The sequence below is a fragment of the Paraconexibacter antarcticus genome (genome assembly GCF_024220175.1).
GTDB classification, from domain to species: domain Bacteria; phylum Actinomycetota; class Thermoleophilia; order Solirubrobacterales; family Solirubrobacteraceae; genus Paraconexibacter; species Paraconexibacter antarcticus.
In genome coordinates this window covers 1,206,285-1,226,275 of the sequence record NZ_CP098502.1, presented here as the reverse complement: position 1 = coordinate 1,226,275, position 19,991 = coordinate 1,206,285, and the positions used below count along the sequence as shown (strand labels likewise).

At 72.8% G+C, this 19,991-nt stretch carries 20 protein-coding genes; 8 read left to right on the top strand and 12 right to left on the bottom strand.

Annotated elements, in window-relative coordinates; genetic code table 11:
• Positions 1 to 94: 94 nt before the first annotated feature.
• Positions 95 to 2,545: a lytic murein transglycosylase gene (locus NBH00_RS06155; protein ID WP_254572473.1), complete on the top strand. Its 2,451-nt coding sequence runs from the start codon at positions 95 to 97 to the stop codon at positions 2,543 to 2,545.
• Between the two features lie 132 nt (positions 2,546 to 2,677).
• Positions 2,678 to 3,538, top strand: a complete 861-nt coding sequence (locus tag NBH00_RS06150; protein WP_254572472.1) for a hypothetical protein — start codon at positions 2,678 to 2,680, stop codon at positions 3,536 to 3,538.
• A 24-nt stretch (positions 3,539 to 3,562) separates the two neighbouring features.
• Here the strand turns inward: NBH00_RS06150 and NBH00_RS06145 are convergent, their stop codons facing one another.
• From NBH00_RS06145 to NBH00_RS06115, 7 genes are all read right to left on the bottom strand, one after another.
• On the bottom strand, positions 3,563 to 4,315 hold the full coding sequence (locus NBH00_RS06145) for an SIR2 family NAD-dependent protein deacylase (protein ID WP_254572471.1): 753 nt from the start codon (positions 4,313 to 4,315) through the stop codon (positions 3,563 to 3,565).
• Positions 4,316 to 4,318: 3 nt separating this feature from the next.
• Positions 4,319 to 6,328, bottom strand: a complete 2,010-nt coding sequence (locus NBH00_RS06140) for a 3-hydroxyacyl-CoA dehydrogenase/enoyl-CoA hydratase family protein (protein WP_254572470.1) — start codon at positions 6,326 to 6,328, stop codon at positions 4,319 to 4,321.
• A 55-nt stretch (positions 6,329 to 6,383) separates the two neighbouring features.
• Positions 6,384 to 6,842 (bottom strand): SRPBCC family protein, encoded by a 459-nt coding sequence (locus NBH00_RS06135; RefSeq protein WP_254572469.1) that lies wholly within the window; start codon positions 6,840 to 6,842, stop codon positions 6,384 to 6,386.
• Between the two features lie 9 nt (positions 6,843 to 6,851).
• The gene (locus NBH00_RS06130; protein WP_254572468.1) at positions 6,852 to 8,021 is read right to left on the bottom strand and encodes a coiled-coil domain-containing protein; all 1,170 of its coding nucleotides are present in this window, start codon (positions 8,019 to 8,021) and stop codon (positions 6,852 to 6,854) included.
• A 135-nt stretch (positions 8,022 to 8,156) separates the two neighbouring features.
• On the bottom strand, positions 8,157 to 8,648 hold the full coding sequence (locus NBH00_RS06125; RefSeq protein WP_254572467.1) for a PadR family transcriptional regulator: 492 nt from the start codon (positions 8,646 to 8,648) through the stop codon (positions 8,157 to 8,159).
• A 112-nt stretch (positions 8,649 to 8,760) separates the two neighbouring features.
• Positions 8,761 to 9,492 (bottom strand): putative endonuclease domain-containing protein, encoded by a 732-nt coding sequence (locus NBH00_RS06120; RefSeq protein WP_254572466.1) that lies wholly within the window; start codon positions 9,490 to 9,492, stop codon positions 8,761 to 8,763.
• A 430-nt stretch (positions 9,493 to 9,922) separates the two neighbouring features.
• Complete coding sequence (locus tag NBH00_RS06115) at positions 9,923 to 11,089, bottom strand: acyl-CoA dehydrogenase family protein (RefSeq protein WP_254572465.1); 1,167 nt, start codon at positions 11,087 to 11,089, stop codon at positions 9,923 to 9,925.
• A gap of 342 nt (positions 11,090 to 11,431) precedes the next feature.
• Between NBH00_RS06115 and NBH00_RS06110 the strand changes: the two genes are divergently transcribed.
• Both NBH00_RS06110 and NBH00_RS06105 read left to right on the top strand, forming a co-directional pair.
• Complete coding sequence (locus NBH00_RS06110; RefSeq protein ID WP_254572464.1) at positions 11,432 to 11,842, top strand: hypothetical protein; 411 nt, start codon at positions 11,432 to 11,434, stop codon at positions 11,840 to 11,842.
• Between the two features lie 68 nt (positions 11,843 to 11,910).
• On the top strand, positions 11,911 to 12,234 hold the full coding sequence (locus NBH00_RS06105; protein ID WP_254572463.1) for a hypothetical protein: 324 nt from the start codon (positions 11,911 to 11,913) through the stop codon (positions 12,232 to 12,234).
• Positions 12,235 to 12,248: 14 nt separating this feature from the next.
• Here the strand turns inward: NBH00_RS06105 and NBH00_RS06100 are convergent, their stop codons facing one another.
• From NBH00_RS06100 to NBH00_RS06080, 5 genes are read right to left on the bottom strand one after another with little or no spacing between them, the layout of a single operon-like run.
• The gene (locus tag NBH00_RS06100; protein WP_254572462.1) at positions 12,249 to 12,824 is read right to left on the bottom strand and encodes a hypothetical protein; all 576 of its coding nucleotides are present in this window, start codon (positions 12,822 to 12,824) and stop codon (positions 12,249 to 12,251) included.
• On the bottom strand, positions 12,821 to 12,976 hold the full coding sequence (locus NBH00_RS06095; protein ID WP_254572461.1) for a hypothetical protein: 156 nt from the start codon (positions 12,974 to 12,976) through the stop codon (positions 12,821 to 12,823). Before NBH00_RS06095 ends, NBH00_RS06100 begins: the two co-directional genes overlap by 4 nt.
• 36 nt (positions 12,977 to 13,012) lie before the next feature.
• A complete protein-coding gene (gene cax / locus NBH00_RS06090; protein WP_254572460.1) occupies positions 13,013 to 14,203 on the bottom strand; it encodes a calcium/proton exchanger in 1,191 nt (396 codons plus the stop codon).
• 12 nt (positions 14,204 to 14,215) lie between these two features.
• Positions 14,216 to 15,385 carry an aldo/keto reductase gene (locus NBH00_RS06085; RefSeq protein WP_254572459.1) on the bottom strand — a complete coding sequence of 390 codons (1,170 nt, stop codon included), beginning with the start codon at positions 15,383 to 15,385 and terminating at the stop codon, positions 14,216 to 14,218.
• On the bottom strand, positions 15,382 to 16,545 hold the full coding sequence (locus tag NBH00_RS06080) for a hypothetical protein (RefSeq protein ID WP_254572458.1): 1,164 nt from the start codon (positions 16,543 to 16,545) through the stop codon (positions 15,382 to 15,384). Before NBH00_RS06080 ends, NBH00_RS06085 begins: the two co-directional genes overlap by 4 nt.
• Before the next feature lie 190 nt (positions 16,546 to 16,735).
• Between NBH00_RS06080 and NBH00_RS06075 the strand changes: the two genes are divergently transcribed.
• Genes NBH00_RS06075 through NBH00_RS06060 form a run of 4 tightly spaced genes read left to right on the top strand, consistent with a single transcriptional unit; the run spans position 16,736 to position 19,964 of the window.
• A complete protein-coding gene (locus NBH00_RS06075) occupies positions 16,736 to 18,151 on the top strand; it encodes a D-glucuronyl C5-epimerase family protein (protein ID WP_254572457.1) in 1,416 nt (471 codons plus the stop codon).
• A gap of 34 nt (positions 18,152 to 18,185) precedes the next feature.
• Positions 18,186 to 19,370 carry an ArsA family ATPase gene (locus tag NBH00_RS06070; protein ID WP_254572456.1) on the top strand — a complete coding sequence of 395 codons (1,185 nt, stop codon included), beginning with the start codon at positions 18,186 to 18,188 and terminating at the stop codon, positions 19,368 to 19,370.
• Positions 19,357 to 19,731 carry a hypothetical protein gene (locus tag NBH00_RS06065; RefSeq protein WP_254572455.1) on the top strand — a complete coding sequence of 125 codons (375 nt, stop codon included), beginning with the start codon at positions 19,357 to 19,359 and terminating at the stop codon, positions 19,729 to 19,731. The genes NBH00_RS06070 and NBH00_RS06065 overlap by 14 nt, the downstream gene beginning before the upstream one ends.
• Positions 19,731 to 19,964, top strand: coding sequence for a hypothetical protein (locus NBH00_RS06060; RefSeq protein ID WP_254572454.1), 234 nt, complete (start codon positions 19,731 to 19,733; stop codon positions 19,962 to 19,964). The genes NBH00_RS06065 and NBH00_RS06060 overlap by 1 nt, the downstream gene beginning before the upstream one ends.
• The last annotated feature ends 27 nt before the right edge of the window (positions 19,965 to 19,991 follow it).

Here is a 19,991-nt window from a genome sequence, read left to right as displayed (position 1 = left end):
TGCCCGTCCAGGTCAGACACCCGTGGTAGGGTGACGGCCGTCTGGGAACGATCGTTCTCGGGTCGGCGGAGTCGGTGGGAGGAATTTTCCAAGCATGAACAAGCGCAAGCTGCTGTCCGGAATGGCTGCGGCGGGGGTTTTCTCCGCCGGATTCGGGGCGGCTGTCTATCCCGCTTCCGCGGAGCTGCAGACGGTCACCGTCACGCTGCTCGGGGGCACCCAGGTGCAGGTCCAGGTGGACGTGCCCCCGGGCACCCCGCTGAACCAGATCAAGCTGCCCGGCATCTCGCTGCCGGTCATCGCGATCACGTCGAGCGGCCCGGTCGCCGCGACCCCGCCCGCGGCCCCGCCGGCCACGCCTCCGGCTGCCCCGTCGTCGACGCCCGCTGCGCCGTCGAGCACGCCGCAGGTCGCCTCGCCTACCCCGCAGGCGCAGGCCACGACGGGCAAGAAGACGCGCAAGGCGCCCGCGAAGGCGCTGTCCGGCGCGATCGCCGCCCCCACCGCGGCCCCCGTGGACTCGAAGACGGGCCAGCCCGTCCCGGCCGGCGCCGGCCGGGACTCCGCCGGCGTCCCGACCGCGGAGAACCCGACGTTCTCGTTCGCGCTCCCGGGGCCCGCGCCGATCGGCGTGCCGAACTTCTTCATCGACAAGTTCCGCATCCCGCCGTTCCTCCTCTCGATCTACCAGGCCGCCGGCACCCAGTACGGGATCCGCTGGGAGGTTCTGGCCGCGATCAACGAGATCGAGACCGACTACGGCCGCAACCTCTCGACCTCGTCCGCCGGCGCCGTCGGCTGGATGCAGTTCCTCCCCGCGACGTTCAAGCAGTACGGCGTGGACGCGAACGACGACGGCAGCAAGGACCCGTACAACCCGGTCGACGCCATCTTCTCCGCCGCGCGCTACCTCAAGGCCGCCGGCGGCGACAAGGACATCCGCAAGGCGATCTTCGCCTACAACCACGCCGACTGGTACGTGGACTCGGTCCTCATGCGCGCCCGGCTCATCGGCGGGCTGCCGTCGGATCTGGTCGGTTCGCTGACCGGGCTGACGCAGGGCCACTTCCCGGTGCACGCGACGGCGTCCTACGCGGACGACATCAACGAGCGCGACGCGACCCGCCGGGTCGCGAAGGGCAAGAACGCGGCCATGCCCGTGGGCTCGTCCTCGACGCGCCGCTCCGTGGACATCTTCGCGAAGGCCGGCGCGCCGGTCATCGCGGTGCAGGACGGCCGCATCCTCAAGCTCGGCCACAGCAAGCGCCTCGGCCGCTTCATCCAGCTGCAGGACGTGTACGGCAACACGTACACCTACGGCGGCCTGAAGAAGCTCGCCCCGTCCTACCCGGTGCCGAAGTCCGAGTCGCGGCCCGCGGACCCGACCCGCGACATCTCGATCGACAGCCTCACGCCGAAGGACCCGGCGCCGACCGCCCCCGCCTCCGCGGGCGCCCAGGTGGCCAAGGTCGCGAAGACGATCGGCGCCACGAAGGTCGCCGCGGCGGACGCCGTCGACACGATCGCCAAGGCGACCGCGTCGGTGTCCAAGCAGCGCCTCTTCGCCAACCCGTCACGCCCCCGCGCGCTGAAGGAGGGCGGCGAGGAGCAGCTGCTGAACACGACCGAGGCCGGCACCTCGTTCAAGAGCTACTTCACGCAGGTCTTCGGCCTCAAGCGCTCGGACGTGACGATCAAGCCGCTGAAGGCCGGCTCGAAGGTCATCGCCGGCACGATCCTCGGCCGCATCGGGACGACGTCCTCGACGATGGCCCCGCACGTGCGGTTCGAGATCCGCCCGGCCGGCCGCGGCGCGCCGCGCATCGACCCGAAGCCGATCCTCGACGGCTGGAAGCTCCTCGAGTCCACCGCGATCTACCGCGCGGCGGGCAAGAACCCGTTCTTCGGGACCGACGGCAAGAACCCGTCGATCGGCCAGATCCTCCTGCTCTCCAAGGAGCAGCTGCAGCGCCGTGTCCTCGAGGACCCGAGCATCGACATCTACTCCGGTGGCGAGAACGACATCAAGGCCGGGGCGATCGACCGCCGCGTGCTCGCGACGCTCGAGTTCCTCACCGCGTCCGGGCTGAAGCCGACGATCTCCTCGCTGCGCGGCAACCACTCGCTGCTGACGTCGTCGGGCAACATCTCCGAGCACTCCTCCGGCAACGCCGTGGACATCTCGAAGATCAACGGCATCCCGATCCTCGGCCACCAGGGCCCGGGGTCGATCACCGACATCACGATCCGCCGGCTCCTCACGCTCCAGGGCACGATGAAGCCGCACCAGATCATCTCGCTGATGACGTTCGCCGGGACCGACAACACCCTGTCCCTCCCGGACCACAACGACCACATCCACGTCGGCTTCGCCCCGCTGTACAACAGCAACAGCAAGGCCGCCCGTCAGCTCGACGCCGTCCTCAAGCCCGAGCAGTGGATCAAGCTCATCTCGCGCATCGGGACGATCGAGAACCCGACGGTTGCCGTGAGGCCCTCCAAGGACGCGATCAAGGTCGCCAAGGGCACGAAGAAGGGCGACTAGCGCCTCCGGCCCGCGGGGCCGGCACCACGTCGTCCCGCGCGCCCCGTCAAGGGGCGCGCGGTCGTCCGGGGCGGCCTCACGCCCGTCCGACCGCCCCGCCCGTCGTGCCCGCACCGTAGCCTCCCCCCTCGCATGCCCCTCTTCGCCTTCGTCCAGCTCGAGTTCCCGTGGCAGATCGGTCCGCCCGAGGGGCGCTACGTCCTGCGCGGGCACGCGGGGCAGCCGTCGCACGTCCTCGTCGTGACCGTCCTCGGCGCGAGCGAACGGCGCGGGATGCTCGGCCGCAAGCCGAAGGCGAAGGTCGCCGAGCCCGGGCCCGAGCCGACGCCCGTCCCCACGACGCGGGCGACGCTCGTGCGGGCCGACCCGCTCGCCGACGACGCGGCCGCGCAGGCGTGGATGAAGACGACCGACCTCGCCGCCGAGGCCGATGAGGCGGTGGACATCCTCAACGGCGTCCTGCACGCCTACCGCACGGCCGCGATGGACGCCTTCGTCCGGGACGTCTCACGTGGCCAGGCCCTCGTCGTGCGCGCCGGCGTCGGCGAGGGCGAGGCGGTGGCCCACGGCCGCTGGACGACCGCGGTGGAGCTGCCGCCGCCCGGCAAGAACACGATCCGGGGCAAGCGCGAGGCGATCCTGCGCCCGCAGGAGCGGCTCGCCGCGATCCTCAGCGGACGCGACGTGGCGCTCGCCGCCGAGGAGCTGACGCTGCGCGCACGCCTCGACCTCGACGCGGGCCGGACCCGCGAGGCGGCCCTGCAGCTGCGCGTCGCGCTCGAGGCGGCGATCGCGGAGCTCGAGCCGTGGGCGGAGGGCGCCGACCTCGGCGCGCGCCTGGAGGCGCTGCGCGAGCTGCGGCAGAGCGTCGCGAGCGCCGCGAACGCCGCGCTGCAGGGCGGCCTGGACGACGCGAGCGCGGCCGACGTCGATTTCGCCGTGGGCCGCCTCGAGGCGGCGCTGCGCGTGCGCACGACCCTCGGCCTGACCTAGCCGGTCGCGGCGCCCCGCGGCCCGTCAGAGCGCCGCGAGGACCGCCCGGAGCTCGTCGACGATGTCCCCGCCGAGCCGCACGGCGGCGCGGCCGTCGAGGTGCGTCCTTCCGGCCGTGACGACCGCGACGTCGCCCCCGCCCGCGAGGACGATGTCCGGCAGCCCGGCGACGGGGTGGACCTCGAGCGACGAGCCGACGCAGAGCAGGAGGTCGGCCTCCTCCATGAGCGCGATCGCGCGCTCCATCGCGTCGGCGGGCAGGTGCTCGCCGAAGAGGACGACGTCGGGCTTCAGCGGCCGCCCGCAGTCGCACGGCGGGACCCCGTCGTCCGCCGCCGCGAGCCGCTCCTGCACCTCGGGCAGCGCGTACTGCGCACCGCACGTCAGGCACGAGGAGTGCTCGATCGTCCCGTGCATCTCGACGAGCTCGGTCGTCCCCGCCCGGCGATGGAGCATGTCGATGTTCTGGGTCACGACCGCCCGGAGCAGGCCGCGGCGCTCGAGCTCGACGAGGACGGCGTGCGCCCCGTTCGGCTGCTTGTCGCCCAGCGTCTGGAAGCGGTGCCCGTAGAAGTGCCAGAAGCGGGCCGGGTCGGCCCGCCACGCGTCGATGTGGGCGACCTGCATCGGGTCGACGTTCTCCCACAGGCCGGTGCCGGGGGTGCGGAAGTCCGGGATGCCGGAGGGGACCGAGATCCCGGCGCCGGTGAGCGCCACCGGGAAGCGCGCGGCGCCGAGCAGGGCCGCGAGCCGCGCGGGGTCGGTGGAGGCGGTCACCGCTCAGCGGCCCTGCCAGACGGGCGCGCGCTTGGCGAGGAAGGCGGCGATCCCCTCCTGCGCGTCGGCGGACGGGAAGACCTGCCGGATGGCGGCCTTCTCGGCGGCGATGCCGGCGTCGAGGTCGGGATTGCCGCTGACGGCCTTGATCTGCGCGACCGCGAGCGGCGCCTGCGCGGCGACGCGCTGCGCCCAGGCGAGGGCGGCGTCGAAGAGCTCGTGGTCGGGCACGAGGCGGTTGACGAGGCCGAACTCGAAGGCCTCGGTGGCGGAGATCGGGTCGCCGAGGAGGTTCATCTCCAGCGCCTTGTTCTCCCCCACGAGCCGCGGGAGGCGCTGGGTGCCGCCGAAGCCGGGCACGATGCCGAGCTTGATCTCCGGCTGGCCGAAGCTCGCCGAGCGGGCGGCGAGCCGGACGTCGCAGGCCATGACGATCTCGCAGCCGCCGCCGAACGCGAGGCCGTTGATCGCGGCGAGCGTCACGATCGGGTCGGTCTCGAAGGACCGCAGGAGCGCGTGGGCGTCGTCGAAGAAGCGCGGGCCGGTCGTCTCGTCCAGCTCGCCGAAGGCCTTGATGTCGGCCCCGGCGCAGAACACGAGCGGGTTCGAGGAGGCGAGCAGGAAGGCGCGCGCGCCGCCCGCCTTCGCGGCCTCGTAGACCTGCGTGAGGTGCGCGATCGCCGTCGGGCTCAGCGCGTTCATCGGCCCGTTCGCGAGCCAGGCGATGGCGACGTCCCCCCGGGTCTCGAGGAGGACGACGGCGCCGTCCCCCGCGGGCTGCTCGGCGTCGGGCTGCGGGTAGGCGTAGAAGCCCTGCCCGCTCTTCTGGCCGAGGCGGCCCTGCGCGACGAGGCGGCGGAGGATGCGCGGCGGCGCGAACGCCGGGCCGTACTCGGCGGCGGCCGCCTCGAGCTCCTCGAGGAGGACGTCCAGGCCGGTCATGTCCGCCTGCATGAACGGCGGGAAGAGGCCGCGGCGTGGGTCCAGGCCGGCGCCGGCCATCATGCCGACGTCGATGTCGCGGTGGGTCGCGACGTCCTCCTGCAGGACGAGCGCGGCCTCGGTGAACGTCTTCAGGCGCAGCAGCCGCGCGATCTCGTCGTCCTGCGGCACGCCCTTCCCGCCGACGACCGGCTCACCCCGGAGGTAGAAGCCCTCCCCGCCGGTCTTCGCACCGAGCTTGCCGGCGGCGACCTGCGTCGCCATCCCCTCGTGGACGTAGAAGCGCTCCTCGCCGTACGCCTCGAGCATGTGGTGGGCGACGTGGAAGGTCGTGTCGAGGCCGAGGAGGTCGACGAGGAAGTAGGGCCCCATCGGTGAGACCTTCGCCGCGGTGATGAGCTCGTCGACCGCCTTGATCGAGAGGTCCTGCTCCTCGGTGAGCCGCCAGACCTCGCTGAGGCCGGACATGAGGATGCGGTTGACGACGAAGCCCGGCACCTCGGCGCAGGTGATCGGCGTCTTGCGGATCGCCTGGGCGAAGATCGTCGCGGCCTGGACGGTCTCGGGCGCGGTCTCCTCCCCCTCGATGATCTCGATGAGCGGCATGACCGCCGCCGGGTAGAAGTAGTGGAAGCCGACGATCCGCTCGGGCCGCAGCGTCGCCTCACCGATCTCGGTGATCGAGAGGCCGGAGGTGTTGGAGGCGAGGATCGCGTGGCCGGGCGTGACGGCGTCGAGCTCCCCGAAGACGGCCTGCTTGATCTCGATCCGCTCCGGGACCGCCTCGATGACGAAGTCGACGTCGCCGAAGCCGTCGTAGGTCGTCGTGCCGTGGATGCGGCCCATGACCTCGTCGACCTTCGCGGTCGCCTCGGCGTCGGTCAGGCGGCCCTTGTCGACCTGCTTCGCGAAGGTCCCGGCCGTGACCGTGCGCGCCTCCTGCAGGCCGCGGTCGACGAGCTCCTGGCGGACGTCCTTGAGGAGGACGTCGACGCCGGCGGCCGCGATGGTCTGGGCGATCTGGCCGCCCATGACGCCGGCGCCGACGACGGCGGCTTTCTTGACGAGCATGGGGCGGATCGTCCCAGGTTCGGCGCGGCCGCGGCCCGCGCGTCGGTCCGTCCGCTCAGGCCGGCGGGTCGTGGTCCGAGCGCAGCTCGAGCGAGTAGCGGTAGAGCGTGCGCTGCAGCGACTGCGTCTGCGCGCGCCGGATGAACAGCAGGTCGACGATCGGGCTGAAGGCGTTCTTCTGCTTGAGGTCGTACTTCAGCTCGAGGGTGACGACGGTCCCCTGCTCGCGCGGGGCGAAGCTGATCGTCTGGGTGCCGAGGAGCGTCTCGTCCTCCACGCGGCTGACGCAGCTCACGCGCGCCTCGTAGCGCTCGACGGTCTCGAGGACGCGCCCGCGGCCGCCGGGGCGCGTGTCCCACGTCAGCTCGCCACCGGTGCGTGGCCACGTGTCGTCGCGCCTGACGACGTGGTCGAAGCCGTCGACGAAGTTCGGCCAGCGGCTCGTGTCGTACCAGAGGTCCTCCGCGACGCTCGTCGGGAAGGGGACGCTGACGGTGCTGGAGACGCGGGCCACGCGGCGATGCTAGAGGCCCGGCGGGTGGCGCGCGACGAAGCCGACGTTGTCGCGGAGCTGGCGGCTCCAGCGCGTGCCGCCGCTGCTGAGCGCCGAGGTGTCGAAGCGCCACCCGGCGACGACCATGTAGGCGTGGCCGGCGTTCGCGTAGACGGTGATCCACCGGCCGGGCCCGGGCTGGCCCCAGCTCTCGAACGACGTGGAGTCGAGCGGGCTGGAGACGAGGCCGGCGGCGGCGAGGGCGTAGCTCACCGAGCCCGAGCAGTCGTAGGCGCTCGCCTGGAAGGAGCCGTGGCCCCCGCCGTAGACGTAGGGCAGGCCGGCGATCGCGTTGCCGGCGGCCATGACCTTCGCGACCGCGGCCGGGGCGCCGGCCGGCGGCTGGGCGAGGCCACCGGTGTTCACGCCGATGCCGCTGACGACGGCGGACCGCCGGATGCGGGCGGCGCGGGCGGCCTCCTTGCGCTGCTGGGCCTGGAGGCCGGCGATCTGGGCGCGGACGCTCGCGAGCTGCGCGGCGGTGCCGTCGCGGCGGGCGAGCTGGCGGGCGCGCACGTTGAGGATCGCCTGGCGGGCGACCTCGGCCTCGTCCTGCCGCTGCTGGACGGCGTCGGCGAGCCTCTTCGCCTTCGCCTGGAGGGTGACGAGGCGCCCGGCCTCGGCGTCCACCTGGATGCGGGTCGTCCGCGTCGCGTCGAGGATGCGCGAGTTGTTCGCCTGGATGCGCTTGAGGAAGTCCCGCGACTCGAGGAGGTCACCGAAGCTGCGGGCGCGGAGGAGGAAGCTCACGAGGTCCGGCTCCGGGTGCTCGTAGGCGCTGACGAGGTTGTCGCGCAGCGCGACGGACGCGCGGTGCATGCGGTTCTCGAGCGTCTGCAGCTCCTCGCGGGTCCGGGCGATCTGGGCGCCGACGGCGCGGACACGGGCCTGCTTGGCGTTCGCGTCGGCGACGATGGCGTCGAGGCGCTGCTGGGCCTGCGCGAGGCTCGCCTCGGTCCGGCCGAGGCGCGCGGTCTCCGCGTCCACCGCGGCGCGCAGGGCGGCCGCGCGGCTCTGCTTCGTGCTCAGGCTGGCCTGCGTCCCCTGGCCGGCGGCCGGCAGGACGACGGCGCAGAGGGCGACGAGCGTCGCCAGCACGGCAGCGGCGAGCAGGCGGATGGAGAGCGGGGCGGGCGGCATGCAGGGGGTTCGGAGCCGCCGTCCGAGCACCGCAGAGCGGCGCCGTACCCGCGGCCGAGCGCCGAACGTAGCACCCGCACCCTGCATTTCCTGCTCCTGCAACGGGTCCTGCAAAACCCGCGCTACGCAGGAAGATCAGTGTGACAGCTCGGCGCGGATGAGCTCCACGCCCCGGGCGACGGCGTCGAGCCGCGGGCCGAGCTCGGCCAGCAGCGCGTCACGGGCGGCGGCGCCGTCGTCCGTCAGCCGGTAGTAGCGCCGCGAGCGCCGCTCGGGGTGCTCCCACTCCCCCACGATGCACCCGTCGGACTCGAGCTTGCGCAGCAGCGGGTACATCGTGTTCGGGTTGACCTTCAGCAGCCCGCCGGTCGTGGCCGTGACCCGCTCCATGAGCTCGTTGCCGTACGACGCCCCCTCCCCGAGGAAGTGGAGCACCAGCAGGGGCAGCAGGCCGGCCCGCCGCAGCTCCCCGACGAGGGGGCCGGTCGTGCCGCTGCCGGCCGCGGCCGCCGCGCCCGCCGCGCCGCCCTCCGTCGCCGCCCGCGCACCCGAGGCACCCGCGGCCGCCCGTGCCGCCTCCACCGAGACGGCCTCGGCCACGGCGTCGCGGGTGGCGCGGTCAGGCATGGGTCCATCATGGCAACCGGGCCCGACGCCGCGCGGCCCCCACCCACGCCCACGCCCACGCCCACGCCCACGCCCGGTGAATGTGGATTCACGGTTGCTACGCAACCGCGATCTACCACCCAGCGGCTCGGGCGTCAGGGAGATGACGCCGAAGCTGCGCGATGACCCGCGCGCGTTCGCGCTTGACCTGCCAGTAGGTGAAGCGCTCGGTCGCGTGCCCGTTCGCCGCGTAGAGCGCGTCACGCTCGTCGTCGGAGAGCAGGAACTCGACGTCCTCGTGGCCGTCGCGACCGTCGGACTCGACGACGAGCCGGAGCTCGGGGATCCGGAAGTCCGGCTTGAGGACGAGGCCGGGTGCGACCTCCCACGCGGTGTTGCACAGCGGTTCGGGGAGCCCGGCCTCCCGGATGATCCCGAGCGTGAGGACCTCGAAGCGGTTGCGAAGCTCGCCCGCGAGCGTGCGCCGTCGTTCGTAGAGGGCACGCAGCGCCGGTGTCCCCGGGCGCCCGTGGTGCGCGCGGAGGGTCCGTGAGATCTCCCGGAGATCGAGCTGCTTCGTGTAGATGGCCTGACGCCACGCCCACTCGAGTATCTCGTCGTCGTCTCGGCGTGCCAGGTCGAGAAGGAGGCGGGCGATGCTGTGGCTCGGGATGCCGTCGACGAGCACGACCTCACCGGGCAACGGATCGCATCGCACGACGCTGAGGCCGGGCAGGTGGGTGTGCCGCCTCGCCGGCACGGCGAGGTCGACGTTGCGCCCGGCCTCAGGCAGCACCCCGCAGTGCGTCATCCCCGACCAGCCCGCGAGGCGCGCGCCGTCGCCGGCGGCAAGGACTGCGGCCATCCGGCGTCCCGGCGGTGTCAGTCCCGACCGGACGGCGGCATAGACCCCCGGGCGATCCGGAACGCGGTGGAGGCGGCGCGACAGGAGGCGCGAGCGGATCGGCTGCTCACCAACGCCCACGTGGAGAAGCTGCGCCCGGAGCACGAGATCGTGCTGGAGCGGGAAGAGCACGGCGAGCAGTTGATCGAGGTGGGTGGAGGATCGCGGTTGCTGGGCAACCGCGATCCTCCACCCATCGACGTCGAAGCCCGGCGGGAACCAGGGGCGCTTCGGGGACATGGGCACAGCGTCCGGGGAGCGCCTGCGACAGCGCTACCCCACACCTGCACCCCATCTGCACCGAAACGACGAAGGGCGCCCCGCAAAGGGCGCCCTCCGGCACGACGGACCTGCGGAGCGGGCCGGCGAGCGCCGGGCCACGCAGCCGGCGCTAGACCGACGCGGGCTCCTCGACGCGGCGCGGGAGCAGCGTCTCGCGGGCGATGACGAGGCGCTGGATCTGCGCGGTGCCCTCGTAGAGCTGCATGATCTTCGCGTCGCGCATGAGCTTCTCGACGGGGTACTCCTTGATGAAGCCGTAGCCGCCGTAGACCTGGACGGCGTCGGTGGTGACCTTCATCGCGGTGTCGGCCGCGAAGCGCTTGGCGTGCGAGGACTGGAGCGTGTTGCGCTTGCCCTGGTCCAGGAGGACGGCGGACTGCCAGGTGAGCAGGCGCGAGGCCTCGATCTCGGTCGCCATGTCGGCGATCATGAACTGGATCGCCTGGTGCATCGCGATCGGCACGCCGAACTGGACGCGCTCCTTGGAGTAGTCGATCGCGAACTCCATGGCGGCACGCGCGATGCCGGTGGCCATCGCGGCCACACCCGGGCGGGTGCGGTCGAGGGTCATCATGGCGAGCTTGAAGCCCTTGTTCTCCTCGCCGATGAGGTACTTCGCGTCGACTTCGGTGTCGTTGAACGTGATGGTCGCGGTGTTGGACGCCCGCTGGCCCATCTTGTCCTCCTTCTTGTCCACGATCACCGTGTCGTCCTTGCGGACGAGGAACGCGGAGATGCCGCGGTGGCCGGCGTCGAGGTCGGTCTTCGCGTAGACCGTGAACCAGTCCGCGTGCGAGCCGTTGGTGATGAAGCACTTGGAGCCGTTGAGGACGTACTTGTCGCCCTTCTTCACGGCCTTCGTGCGCATGCCCGACACGTCGGAGCCGGCGCCCGGCTCGGTGAGGCAGAAGGACGCGAGGGTGCCGTCCTGCGTCAGCGACTGGCCGAACTCCTTCTTGACCTCCTCGGAGCCGCCGAGGAAGACCGGGGCGGACGCGAGGCCGTTGCAGCCGAGCGACGTCTGGACGCCGGAGCAGCCCCACGAGAGCTCCTCCTCGATGATGCAGCCGTCGAGGTAGGAGAGGCCGGGACCGCCGTACTGCTCCTCGACGTGGGTGTTCATGAGGCCGACCTCGAACGCCTTGTCGATGATCGCCCGCGGGAAGGTGGACTCCTTGTCCAGCTCCCAGGCGACGGGACGGATCTCCTTCTCGGCGAAGTCGTGCGCGAGCTCGCGGAGGTTCTTCTGCTCGTCGGTCAGCGTGAAATCGACCACTGAATGCTCCTTGAAGAGTGAGGGTCCGGCGCGCCCGGGACGGCGGTCGGACGGCGATAGATTGACTGGTCAGTCAACAACTACCCGACAAGGTAGCGCACGTCACACCGGATGTCTCGCCCACGCCGCGAACTGGACGCAGATCCGATATCGGGGCGCGCTCAGGCGCTGATGAGGAGGTACGCGACGAGCACGCAGCCGGCGATCACGGCGCCGACGCTCACGAGCACGAGCCCGTACTGCTCGGGAAAGACGGCCGGGCGGCTCGGGGCCATGCTGCGTCGGCGCCAGCGCTTCCACATGGGGTCAAGGGTACTCCCGCCCCCTGCGATAGTGGAGGGCGTGCAGGACGTCTTCGGAACCGTGCTGTTCGTCGTCGTCGCCCTCGGCGTCGTCATCGCCGGCATCACGATGGCCACGTCGAGCGGCGCCTACAAGCAGATCGGCAAGGGCGGCCTGTTCGGGGACGACGACGGCCCGCGGCGCCGCGAGGGCGGGGGCTCGGCCGCCGTCCGCGACGAAGAGATCCGCCAGATGCTCCAGGCGCGCAGCGACCGTCGCGTCCGCAAGGGGGGCGAGCCGCTCGACATCGAGGCGGAGCTCACCGCCCTCACCCGGACCCAGGTGGACCCCCAGCTGCTCGCGGAGATCCGCGAGCTCGTCGCCTCCCGCAACCGTCGCCGCATCCGCCAGGGCAAGGAGCCGCTGGACGTCGAGGCCGAGGTCGCCCGGCAGCTCGGCGACCTCTCCTGACCGTCGCGGCGCGGGCGCCACGGACCCCGGCTTGCACGGGATCCGCGAAAGTCGATAGAACGGTGGTCATGCCTGCTCCTCGCCGCTTCGAGCTCGACGAAGCCGTCAACCGCCCCGGGACGTACTACAACCCCCAGACCGAGATGCTGCTCGTCGTCGACGACGGCACCGCCCTGGACGCCGAGCTCTTCGAGGAAACCGGCGACGCGGACGACGAGGCGACCTGGGTCCTCATCGGCGACGGGGCGCCGGTGGACGAGACGGCCCGCGACGAGATCATCGAGCGGTTCGACGCCTCCCATCACCCCGGCGCGTCGGGCGCCGTGGCGGCGGCGGACGACGACGAGGAGGACGACATCGACGAGCTCGAGCCCGACGAGGAGGAGTACTGAGGCCCGGGCGCGCGTCAGCGCTTCGGGCGGGCGGTCGACGCCGCGCCGGCGCCGATCGTGCCGCCGTCGAACGTCGGGGCGGTGGTCGTGGTCCCCGTGCTCGGGGTCGCCGTCTTCGTGCTCGGGGTCGTGGTCCCCGTGCTCGGCGTCGCGGTCTTCGTGCCGGTGGTCGCCGTCTTGGTGCTCGGCGATGTCCCCCCGGTGCTCGGCGTCGCCCCCGCGGGGGTCGTCGTCGTGCCGGGCTTCGCGGTCGTCCCGGCCGTGGCCGCCGCCGCCTTCGGGAAGGCGATGATCGTGCGGTCCGCCCCCGTCCCGTAGACGTTCCAGCGACGCCCGTCGTGGTACTCGATCGAGAAGTGCTCGCCGGCCCGGGCGTTGTGGGTCGTGTTGACGTACATGCCCTTGTCCGGCCCGCTGACGATCTTCGAGTAGGCGTGCCCCTTCACCGGGCTGAGCTTGTCGCTCGCCGACGCGAGCGCGTCGTGGAAGGCCGACGCGGCCTTCCCGGCCGGGAGGTGGGCGGTCGTCGCGGCCTTCGTCGCCGCGGTCGCCGCCGCGGCCGGCGCGGAGAGGCCGCCGGCTGAGGTCACAGGGTCCACACCCGGGTCATCGGCCGGCGCCGGCCGATCTTCAGGCGGACCCGGCGACCGGCGCGGCCGGCGCGGCCGCAGCGACTCTCCGTCAGGTCGGCATCGTCCGGCAGGTGCCACAGCGCATGCCGGACGACCTGGGTGAGACTCACGGCGGCAGCTTTCAGAAGCCCCGCGATGCCGGTGTGTCAGGTCCCGACGCCCGCGTAGTAGAACGAGACGCCGAGCACGACGTACACCGCGAGGAGCTGGACCCCCTCGAACCACGTCGACTCGCCCTCGTTCGTCACGTGGTTGGCGATGACGACGGCGAGGATGAGCCCGCCGAGCTCGAACCCGTTGAACACGAGCGCGAGCGGGTGCGGGCCGAGCACGAGCGAGGCGAGGACGAGTACCGGCGCGACGAACAGCGCGATCTGGGCGCTCGAGCCGATGGCGATGTTCACCGCGAGGTCCATCTGGTCCTTGCGGGCGACGAGGACGGCGACCCAGTGCTCCGCCGCGTTGCCGACGATCGCGACGACGATCGCGCCGACGAAGAACTCGCTGAGGCCGATCGAGTGCGCCGCCTCGGAGATCGAGCCGACGAGGATCTCGGACATGACGCCGACGGCCACGCCGGCGAGGGCGAGGGCGCCGACGGCCTTGCGCACCGACCACGGCTCGCCCTCGTCGAAGGGGTCCACCGTCGTCGCCGGATCCGGGTGCGTGTCGAGCGGGAGCCCGGCCGCCACGCCCGGCTTGCTCGGATCGGGCCCGTGGTCGGGGTTGAAGAGGTCGCGGTGCGTCTTGAGCGAGAAGACGAGGCCACCGATGTAGGAGAGGATGAGGATCACCGCGACCGCGTACGAGAGGTGCTCGACCGTCGTGTCGTAGTTGATCAGCTCGCTCGACGGCGACGGCAGCCCGCGGCCCTCGACGAGCTCGAAGATCGCCGGCATCACCATCGCGGTGATCGCGAGGAGCAGCATCGAGGACTGGGCGGTCGCCGCCGTGCGGTCGAAGAGCTGCCGGTCGCGGCCCCACCCGCCGAAGAACATGGCGGCGCCGAGGACGAGCAGGATGTTGCCGAGGATCGAGCCGACGAGCGACGCCTTGACGACCTCGTGCAGCCCCTTGTTCAGGGCGAACAGCGCGATGATGAGCTCCGGCGCGTTGCCGAAGGTGACGTTCAGCAGGCCGCCGATGCCCGGTCCGCTGCGGGCCGCGAGCTCCTCCGTCGCGCGCCCCATGAGCGCCGCGGTCGGGATGACGCCGAGCGCCGAGGTGACGAAGATCGCAACCGATCCGGCCCCCGCGATGTCGAGGACGACCGCGATCGGGATGAACGGCACGAGCAGGTACGGCCAGCCGTCGGCCGACGAGAGGAAGCGCCGCATCTGACCGTCAGGCTACTGCGGCGTCGCGGCCAGGTCGCGCTCGGCGTCGATGCCCCAGCGCGCTCCCGCGGCCACGAGGTCGGTCTCCAGCGGCCAGCGGTCCGGCATGATCTCGCCGTCGTGGTCGGGGGTCGCGCCCTTGAGGACCATGGAACCGGCGTTGTCGCCGATGGCGCGGATCTCCTCGACCTCCTCGGGGCTGAGAAGCACCTGCGACGGGGTCGCGGCGAGCTCGGCGCGCTTCTCCTCGATCGGCCGTCCCCCGGGCTCCTGGATGAGCGTCGGGACGACGCAGGCCACCGGCGTGTGCGCAAGGTCCCACTGCGCGGCGAGCTGCATCGGGGTGAGGCCGTGACGCGCGGCGATGGGACGGATGCGCTCGAGCTTGTCGACGCCCGCCTCGATCCAGCCGCCCGGGCGGAAGAGCCGGTGGTCGCGCTCCGCGAAGGTGTGCCCGGGGCGCACGTCGTCCCAGAAGAGGCCGCCGTAGTCGGCGACGCGGGCGATGACGGCGACCTCCTGCGCGGCGGCGGTCCGCAGCGCGAGCTCGCCGGGCCAGGGCTCGAACGGGTTGAGGATGAGCATCGCCCAGTCCATCAGCTCGCCGAAGCGCTCGAGGCAGGCGATGACGTCGAGGGTGAAGCCGTTCGCCGGCCCGGGCGCGACCCCGATCGCCGCCGTCAGGCCGTCGTCGCGGAGGGACGCGAGCGCCTCCCACACGACCGGGCTCGTGTATCCGGTGCGGTCGGGGTTGTGGAGCAGGAGGACGTCGAGCTGATCGACCCCGAGCCGCTCGAGGTGGCGCTCGGTCGCCATGCGCAGGTAGTCCGCGTAGGCGTCGGCGCCCCGCAGGCGCCTGTCGGTGAACCGCGGGAAGCCCTTGGCCCCCTCGCGCTCGCCCTCGTAGAAGTCGTGGCCGACGGCGCCGATGAGCGAGACGCCCTCGCGGGGCACGCCGGCGATCGCGCGGGCGACGACCCGGTCGGCCTCGCCGGCGCCGTAGGCGTCGGCGGTGAGCAGGGTGTGGATGCCCTCGTCCGGGGTCAGCAGCCGGACGAGGCGCTCCTCGTCGAGCGGCTCGCCGAAGTGGAGGTAGCGGCCGCCGCTCCACGCCCCGAGCGCGACGTGGCCGACGGCGCGGCTGACCTGATGCGGCGTGGCCGGGATCGCGGGATCGCTCACTTGCTCAGCAGCTTCGCACAGGCGTTGACCTTGGCGATGTCGGTGCCCGCCGACTGCAGGCACTGCGCGTACTTCGACGCCGCGCTCGGCGCGATCGAGCCGGTCGCGCCGGAGCCGGTGGACCCGGAGCCGCCCGCACCCGAGCCGCCCGAGGAGCTCCCGGAGCCCGAGGACGAGTTCGGTGACCCGAGCGCCGACCCGAGGCCGAGGCCGCCGAGGAGGCCGGAGATCTGCGACGTCAGCTGGCTGAGCGGCTTCGTCGTCGCCGGCGCGCTCACCTTCTGGTCCTTGTTGAGGTCCGCGATCGTGAGCGTCAGGCGGACGGTGCCCTTCTTCAGCCCGCCGACCCGCGCCTGGGCCGACGCGGGGACGTCGAACGAGACGCTCACGTCGAGCTTGCGCAGGATCCCGTCGTCCTTCCCGGCCCACACGTCGAAGCTCGCCGCCGTGATCGCCTGCTCGATCTGCGTCTTCTGCGCGGGGGTGAGGCCCGTGGGGACCCCGGCCGCGGCGCCGGCGACGCCGCTCAGCGAGCCGGCCTTCTTCAGGAGCGTGTCGACGTCGCCGAGGAGGCTCGGCACGTCCACGGTCGCGCTGACGTGGTTGGACGCGGCGCCCTCGACGTCCTCGACCCCGACCTTCTTCGGGTTCTTCAGCCAGCGCAGCGGGTCGATCCCGAGCGACGAGAGCGACGGGCCCGAGGACTTCTTGCCGCCGGACGAGGCCGCCGACTTCGCGTAGCCCTGCTTGAACTGCTGGAAGACGGTGTCCGGCAGCGCGTAGGAGGTCCCCTGGAACTTCAGGTAGCCCGCCTTGCCCGTCGACGTCACCCCGGCGCTGAGGTTCATGCTCCCCGCGGCGAGCGCGAGGTCGAAGTCGAACTCCGGGACGGTCTTGCCGCCGGTGGACTGGAACGGACCCGCGAGCGTAAGCTTCAGAGGCCCGCCGACGCCGGACAGGCCGGTCGCGTCGACGGCCACGGCGAGGTCGATCTTGCCGCTCTTCACGGGCTTGTCCGGCCCGAAGGTGTCCTTGAGGATGCCAGCGGCGTCCGACGGCGGCTTGCTCCCGCCCGAGGAGGAGCCACCACCGCACGCCACGAGCAGCGTGGCGGACAGGACGGCGAGCAGGAGCGCGGCGAGGCGGCGGGCGGGGATCACGAGATCGGTGTTCCTCGGGTCGGGGGGGACTGCTGCAAGCGAGGCTGCGGAAGCGGCCTCAGGATGACGGTACCATCGCTCGATCCGCCGGCCTCTGTCCCCCCGCGCGGCCGCGGCGCTCCTCGCAGCGCTCTGCCTGGCCCTCCTCGCCTCCGCCCCGGCCCTCGCTGCCGGGGCCGGCCGCACGCCCATGGGCGAGGTCGACCGCGCCGCCGCGGCGGGCGCCATCACCCCCGGCGCCGCCGCGTCCTACCACCGGGTCTACGCGGACGCCCGCGCCACCCTGAGGAAGCTCAGCGGCGCGCGCCGCCGCGAGCTCGGCGCCGTTCTCAGGACGACGGACCACCTCGCCGCGGGCGGCAACCTCACGAGCAGCCGCATGCCGCTCGTCTTCCTCACCGTCCAGCGCAACCGCGAGTGGTGGACGACCGGCTCCCTCCTCGGGTACGGGCAGCGCGTGAGCTTCCGGGGCAGCTCGCTCGTGTGGCAGTCCTACCCCGGCCAGGGCCTGCAGGTGCAGTGGCTCGCGACGTTCGGGAAGGCCAACGGCCTGATGTCCGGCGGCCGCCGCACGTACGACGACCACCTGCGCCGGCTCCTCGCCCAGACGACGGCGCTCGCCTCGCGGCGCGCCGGCGGCCTGGCCTGGGAGTCGCTCTTCGCGTTCGACGGCGGCCACCCCCCGTGGGTCAGCGCGCTCGGCCAGGGGACGGCGCTGCAGGCCTACAGCCGGGCGGCGGTCCACCTCTCCGACCCGAAGCTGTTCGACGTCGCGCGGCGCGGCCTCGGCATCTTCCGCGCGCCACCGCCGACCGGCGTCGCCGTCCCCACGAAGGCCGGCACCCGGCTGCTCATCTACTCCTTCGCGCCGAAGCTTCTCGTCCTCAACGCGTTCACGCAGGCGGTCATCGGCCTGCACGACTACGCGCTGCTCGCCGGCGACGACGACGCCCAGCGGCTCTACCGCGACGCCGAGGCGGAGCTCCGCGTCTCGGTCCCCGCCTACGACACGGGCGCCTGGTCGCTCTACTCGCTCGCGCCGCGGGAGTCGGACCTCGGGTACCACACGCTCCTGCGCGACTTCCTGCGCGGGCTGTGCGACCGGGCGACCGACGACCGCGTCCGCGCCGCCAAGCGGCAGGCGACGGGCGCCGACCCGGGGTCGCCGCTGCTCGGCGACCCGTCGAGCGGCGGCGTCGCCCCCGCCCCGGCCCAGCCCGGCGCCGCGGGCGTGGATCCCGCCTCGCTTCCCGACCCCGCGGTCTACTGCCACGCCGCGGACGACTTCACGAAGGACCTCCGCACCCCGCCGGCGCTCGCGCTGTCGGCGCGCACGTCGCCGCGCGCGCCGCGGGCGAAGCACCGCCTGCGGCTGACCTACACGCTCTCGAAGGTCTCGACCGTCACGACGACGGTGACGTTCCGCGGCCGCCGCGTCGCCGGCCGCACCGCCCGCCTCGGCCGGGGCGAGGAGCCGCTCCGCTTCACCCCGAGACACGCCGGCCGGTACGCCATCACGATCGTCGCCGTCGACCTCGCGGGCAACCGCGGGCAGACCTCCGGCCGCGTGACGGTGGCAGCCGCCAGGCCCGCGCCGAAGTCCTGACGCGACGCCGCTCGCGTAACCTGCCGCGCAGGCCATGGTCCCGCGCACGATCCTCTACACCGGCAAGGGCGGTGTCGGCAAGACCTCGGTGGCGGCGGCGACGGCGCGGCGCTGCGCGGCCGACGGCCTGCGCACGATCGTCCTCTCGACCGACCCGGCGCACTCCCTGGCCGACGCGCTGCGGACACCGATCGGGAGCGCGCCGACGGAGATCGGCCCGAACCTCGTCGCCCAGCAGGTCTCGGCGCAGGACGAGCTCGAGCGCGGCTGGTCCTCCGTCCGCGCGTGGGCGAGCGACCTGCTCACCGAGCGCGGCGTGGACCGCATCAGCGCCGAGGAGCTCACCGTGCCGCCCGGGATGGACGAGCTCTTCAGCCTCCTGCAGCTCAAACGCCACCACGAGTCGGGCGACTTCGACGTCGTCATCGTCGACTGCGCGCCGACCGGTGAGACGCTTCGGCTGCTGAGCTTCCCCGACGTCGCCCGCTGGTGGCTGACGAAGGTCTTCCCGCAGCAGTCGCGGATCATGGAGGCGGCGCGGCCGTTCGCCCGCGCGGTCCTCGACGTCTCGCTCCCGGGCGAGGCGGTCCTCGACGAGATCCAGGGCCTGACGCGGAACCTCATCGCGATGAACGAGATCCTCCGCGACACCGACCACGTGTCACTGCGGCTCGTCATGACGCCCGACCGCATGGTCATCGACGAGGCCCGGCGGACGTTCACCTACCTCAACCTCTACGGCTTCCTCACCGACGCGGTCATCGTCAACCGCGTCTTCCCCGAGGAGGTCGGCGAGTACTTCGGGCCGTGGCGGGCCCTCCAGCAGGAGCAGCTCACGGCGGTCCGCGAGGCGTTCGCGCCCGTCCCGGTGCTCCACGCGCCCTACTTCCCGCGCGAGGTCGTCGGCGACGACGCGCTCGACGTCCTCGCCGACGAGGTCTTCGCCGCGCACGACCCGGCCGCGGTCCTGCACCAGACCGTGACCCAGGAGCTCATCCTCGACGAGGACGGCGCGCGGCTGCGGCTCGAGCTGCCGTTCGCGCAGAAGGGGGACGTCGGGCTCAAGCAGGTCGGCCGCGAGCTCATCGTCCGCGTCGACGGCCACAAGCGGACGCTGATGCTGCCGCCCGCCGTGGCGGACTATCGTCCCTCGGGCGCGACGCTGTCCGACGGCTCGCTGCACATCACGTTCGACCCGCCCGCCCATGACCCCGCCTGAGCACGACGACGAGGACCCGCTCGCGAACCTGCGCGCCCGGATCGAGGAGACGCGCGAGGCCGCCGAGCAGCTCGCCGGCGAGGCCGCGTCCGCCCGCGCGCAGGAGGAGCCGCCCCCCGGCTGGGCGACGACGGACGACGGCGAGGCCCGCACGTCCGAGGTCCACGCGCTCGTCGCGCTGCTCGAGTCCCTGAAGGACCTGCTCCCCGACGAGCTGCGCGAGCAGTTCCGTGAGCTCCTGCGCCAGGTGCTGCTGCTCGTCCGGGCGCTCATCGACTGGTGGGTGGACCGCATCGAGACGCACCCCGCCGCCGGCCCGGCCGCGGCGGCCGACCGCGTGCACGACATCCCGATCGCCTGATGGCCGGGACGATCGCCAACTACATCGCCGTCGCCTGCGGCCTCGTCGCGCTCGGCTACCTCGTGTGGCTCGCCGCGCATCCGGACGAGGAGCGCCACCAGGAGACGGACGACCGCGCCTTCTTCGACGCGCACGGGCGCTGGCCGGACGAGCCCGAGGAGGCCGCCATCCCCCGGGCCTCGGGCCGCTCGTACGCCGACGTCGACGTGCTGCCGAAGCGGCGCGAGGACTGACGCACGCGGGCCGCGCCCGGCCCGGTC

Coding starts and splice junctions, on each gene's coding strand:
- NBH00_RS06075 (WP_254572457.1), top strand. CDS start 16,736: ATGGGCGAGGTCGACCGCGCCGCCGCGGCGGGCGCCATCACCCCCGGC.
- NBH00_RS06065 (WP_254572455.1), top strand. CDS start 19,357: ATGACCCCGCCTGAGCACGACGACGAGGACCCGCTCGCGAACCTGCGC.
- NBH00_RS06125 (WP_254572467.1), bottom strand. CDS start 8,648: ATGCCTGACCGCGCCACCCGCGACGCCGTGGCCGAGGCCGTCTCGGTG.
- NBH00_RS06060 (WP_254572454.1), top strand. CDS start 19,731: ATGGCCGGGACGATCGCCAACTACATCGCCGTCGCCTGCGGCCTCGTC.
- NBH00_RS06070 (WP_254572456.1), top strand. CDS start 18,186: ATGGTCCCGCGCACGATCCTCTACACCGGCAAGGGCGGTGTCGGCAAG.
- NBH00_RS06105 (WP_254572463.1), top strand. CDS start 11,911: ATGCCTGCTCCTCGCCGCTTCGAGCTCGACGAAGCCGTCAACCGCCCC.
- NBH00_RS06120 (WP_254572466.1), bottom strand. CDS start 9,492: ATGGCCGCAGTCCTTGCCGCCGGCGACGGCGCGCGCCTCGCGGGCTGG.
- cax (WP_254572460.1), bottom strand. CDS start 14,203: ATGCGGCGCTTCCTCTCGTCGGCCGACGGCTGGCCGTACCTGCTCGTG.
- NBH00_RS06130 (WP_254572468.1), bottom strand. CDS start 8,021: ATGCCGCCCGCCCCGCTCTCCATCCGCCTGCTCGCCGCTGCCGTGCTG.
- NBH00_RS06155 (WP_254572473.1), top strand. CDS start 95: ATGAACAAGCGCAAGCTGCTGTCCGGAATGGCTGCGGCGGGGGTTTTC.
- NBH00_RS06140 (WP_254572470.1), bottom strand. CDS start 6,328: ATGCTCGTCAAGAAAGCCGCCGTCGTCGGCGCCGGCGTCATGGGCGGC.
- NBH00_RS06150 (WP_254572472.1), top strand. CDS start 2,678: ATGCCCCTCTTCGCCTTCGTCCAGCTCGAGTTCCCGTGGCAGATCGGT.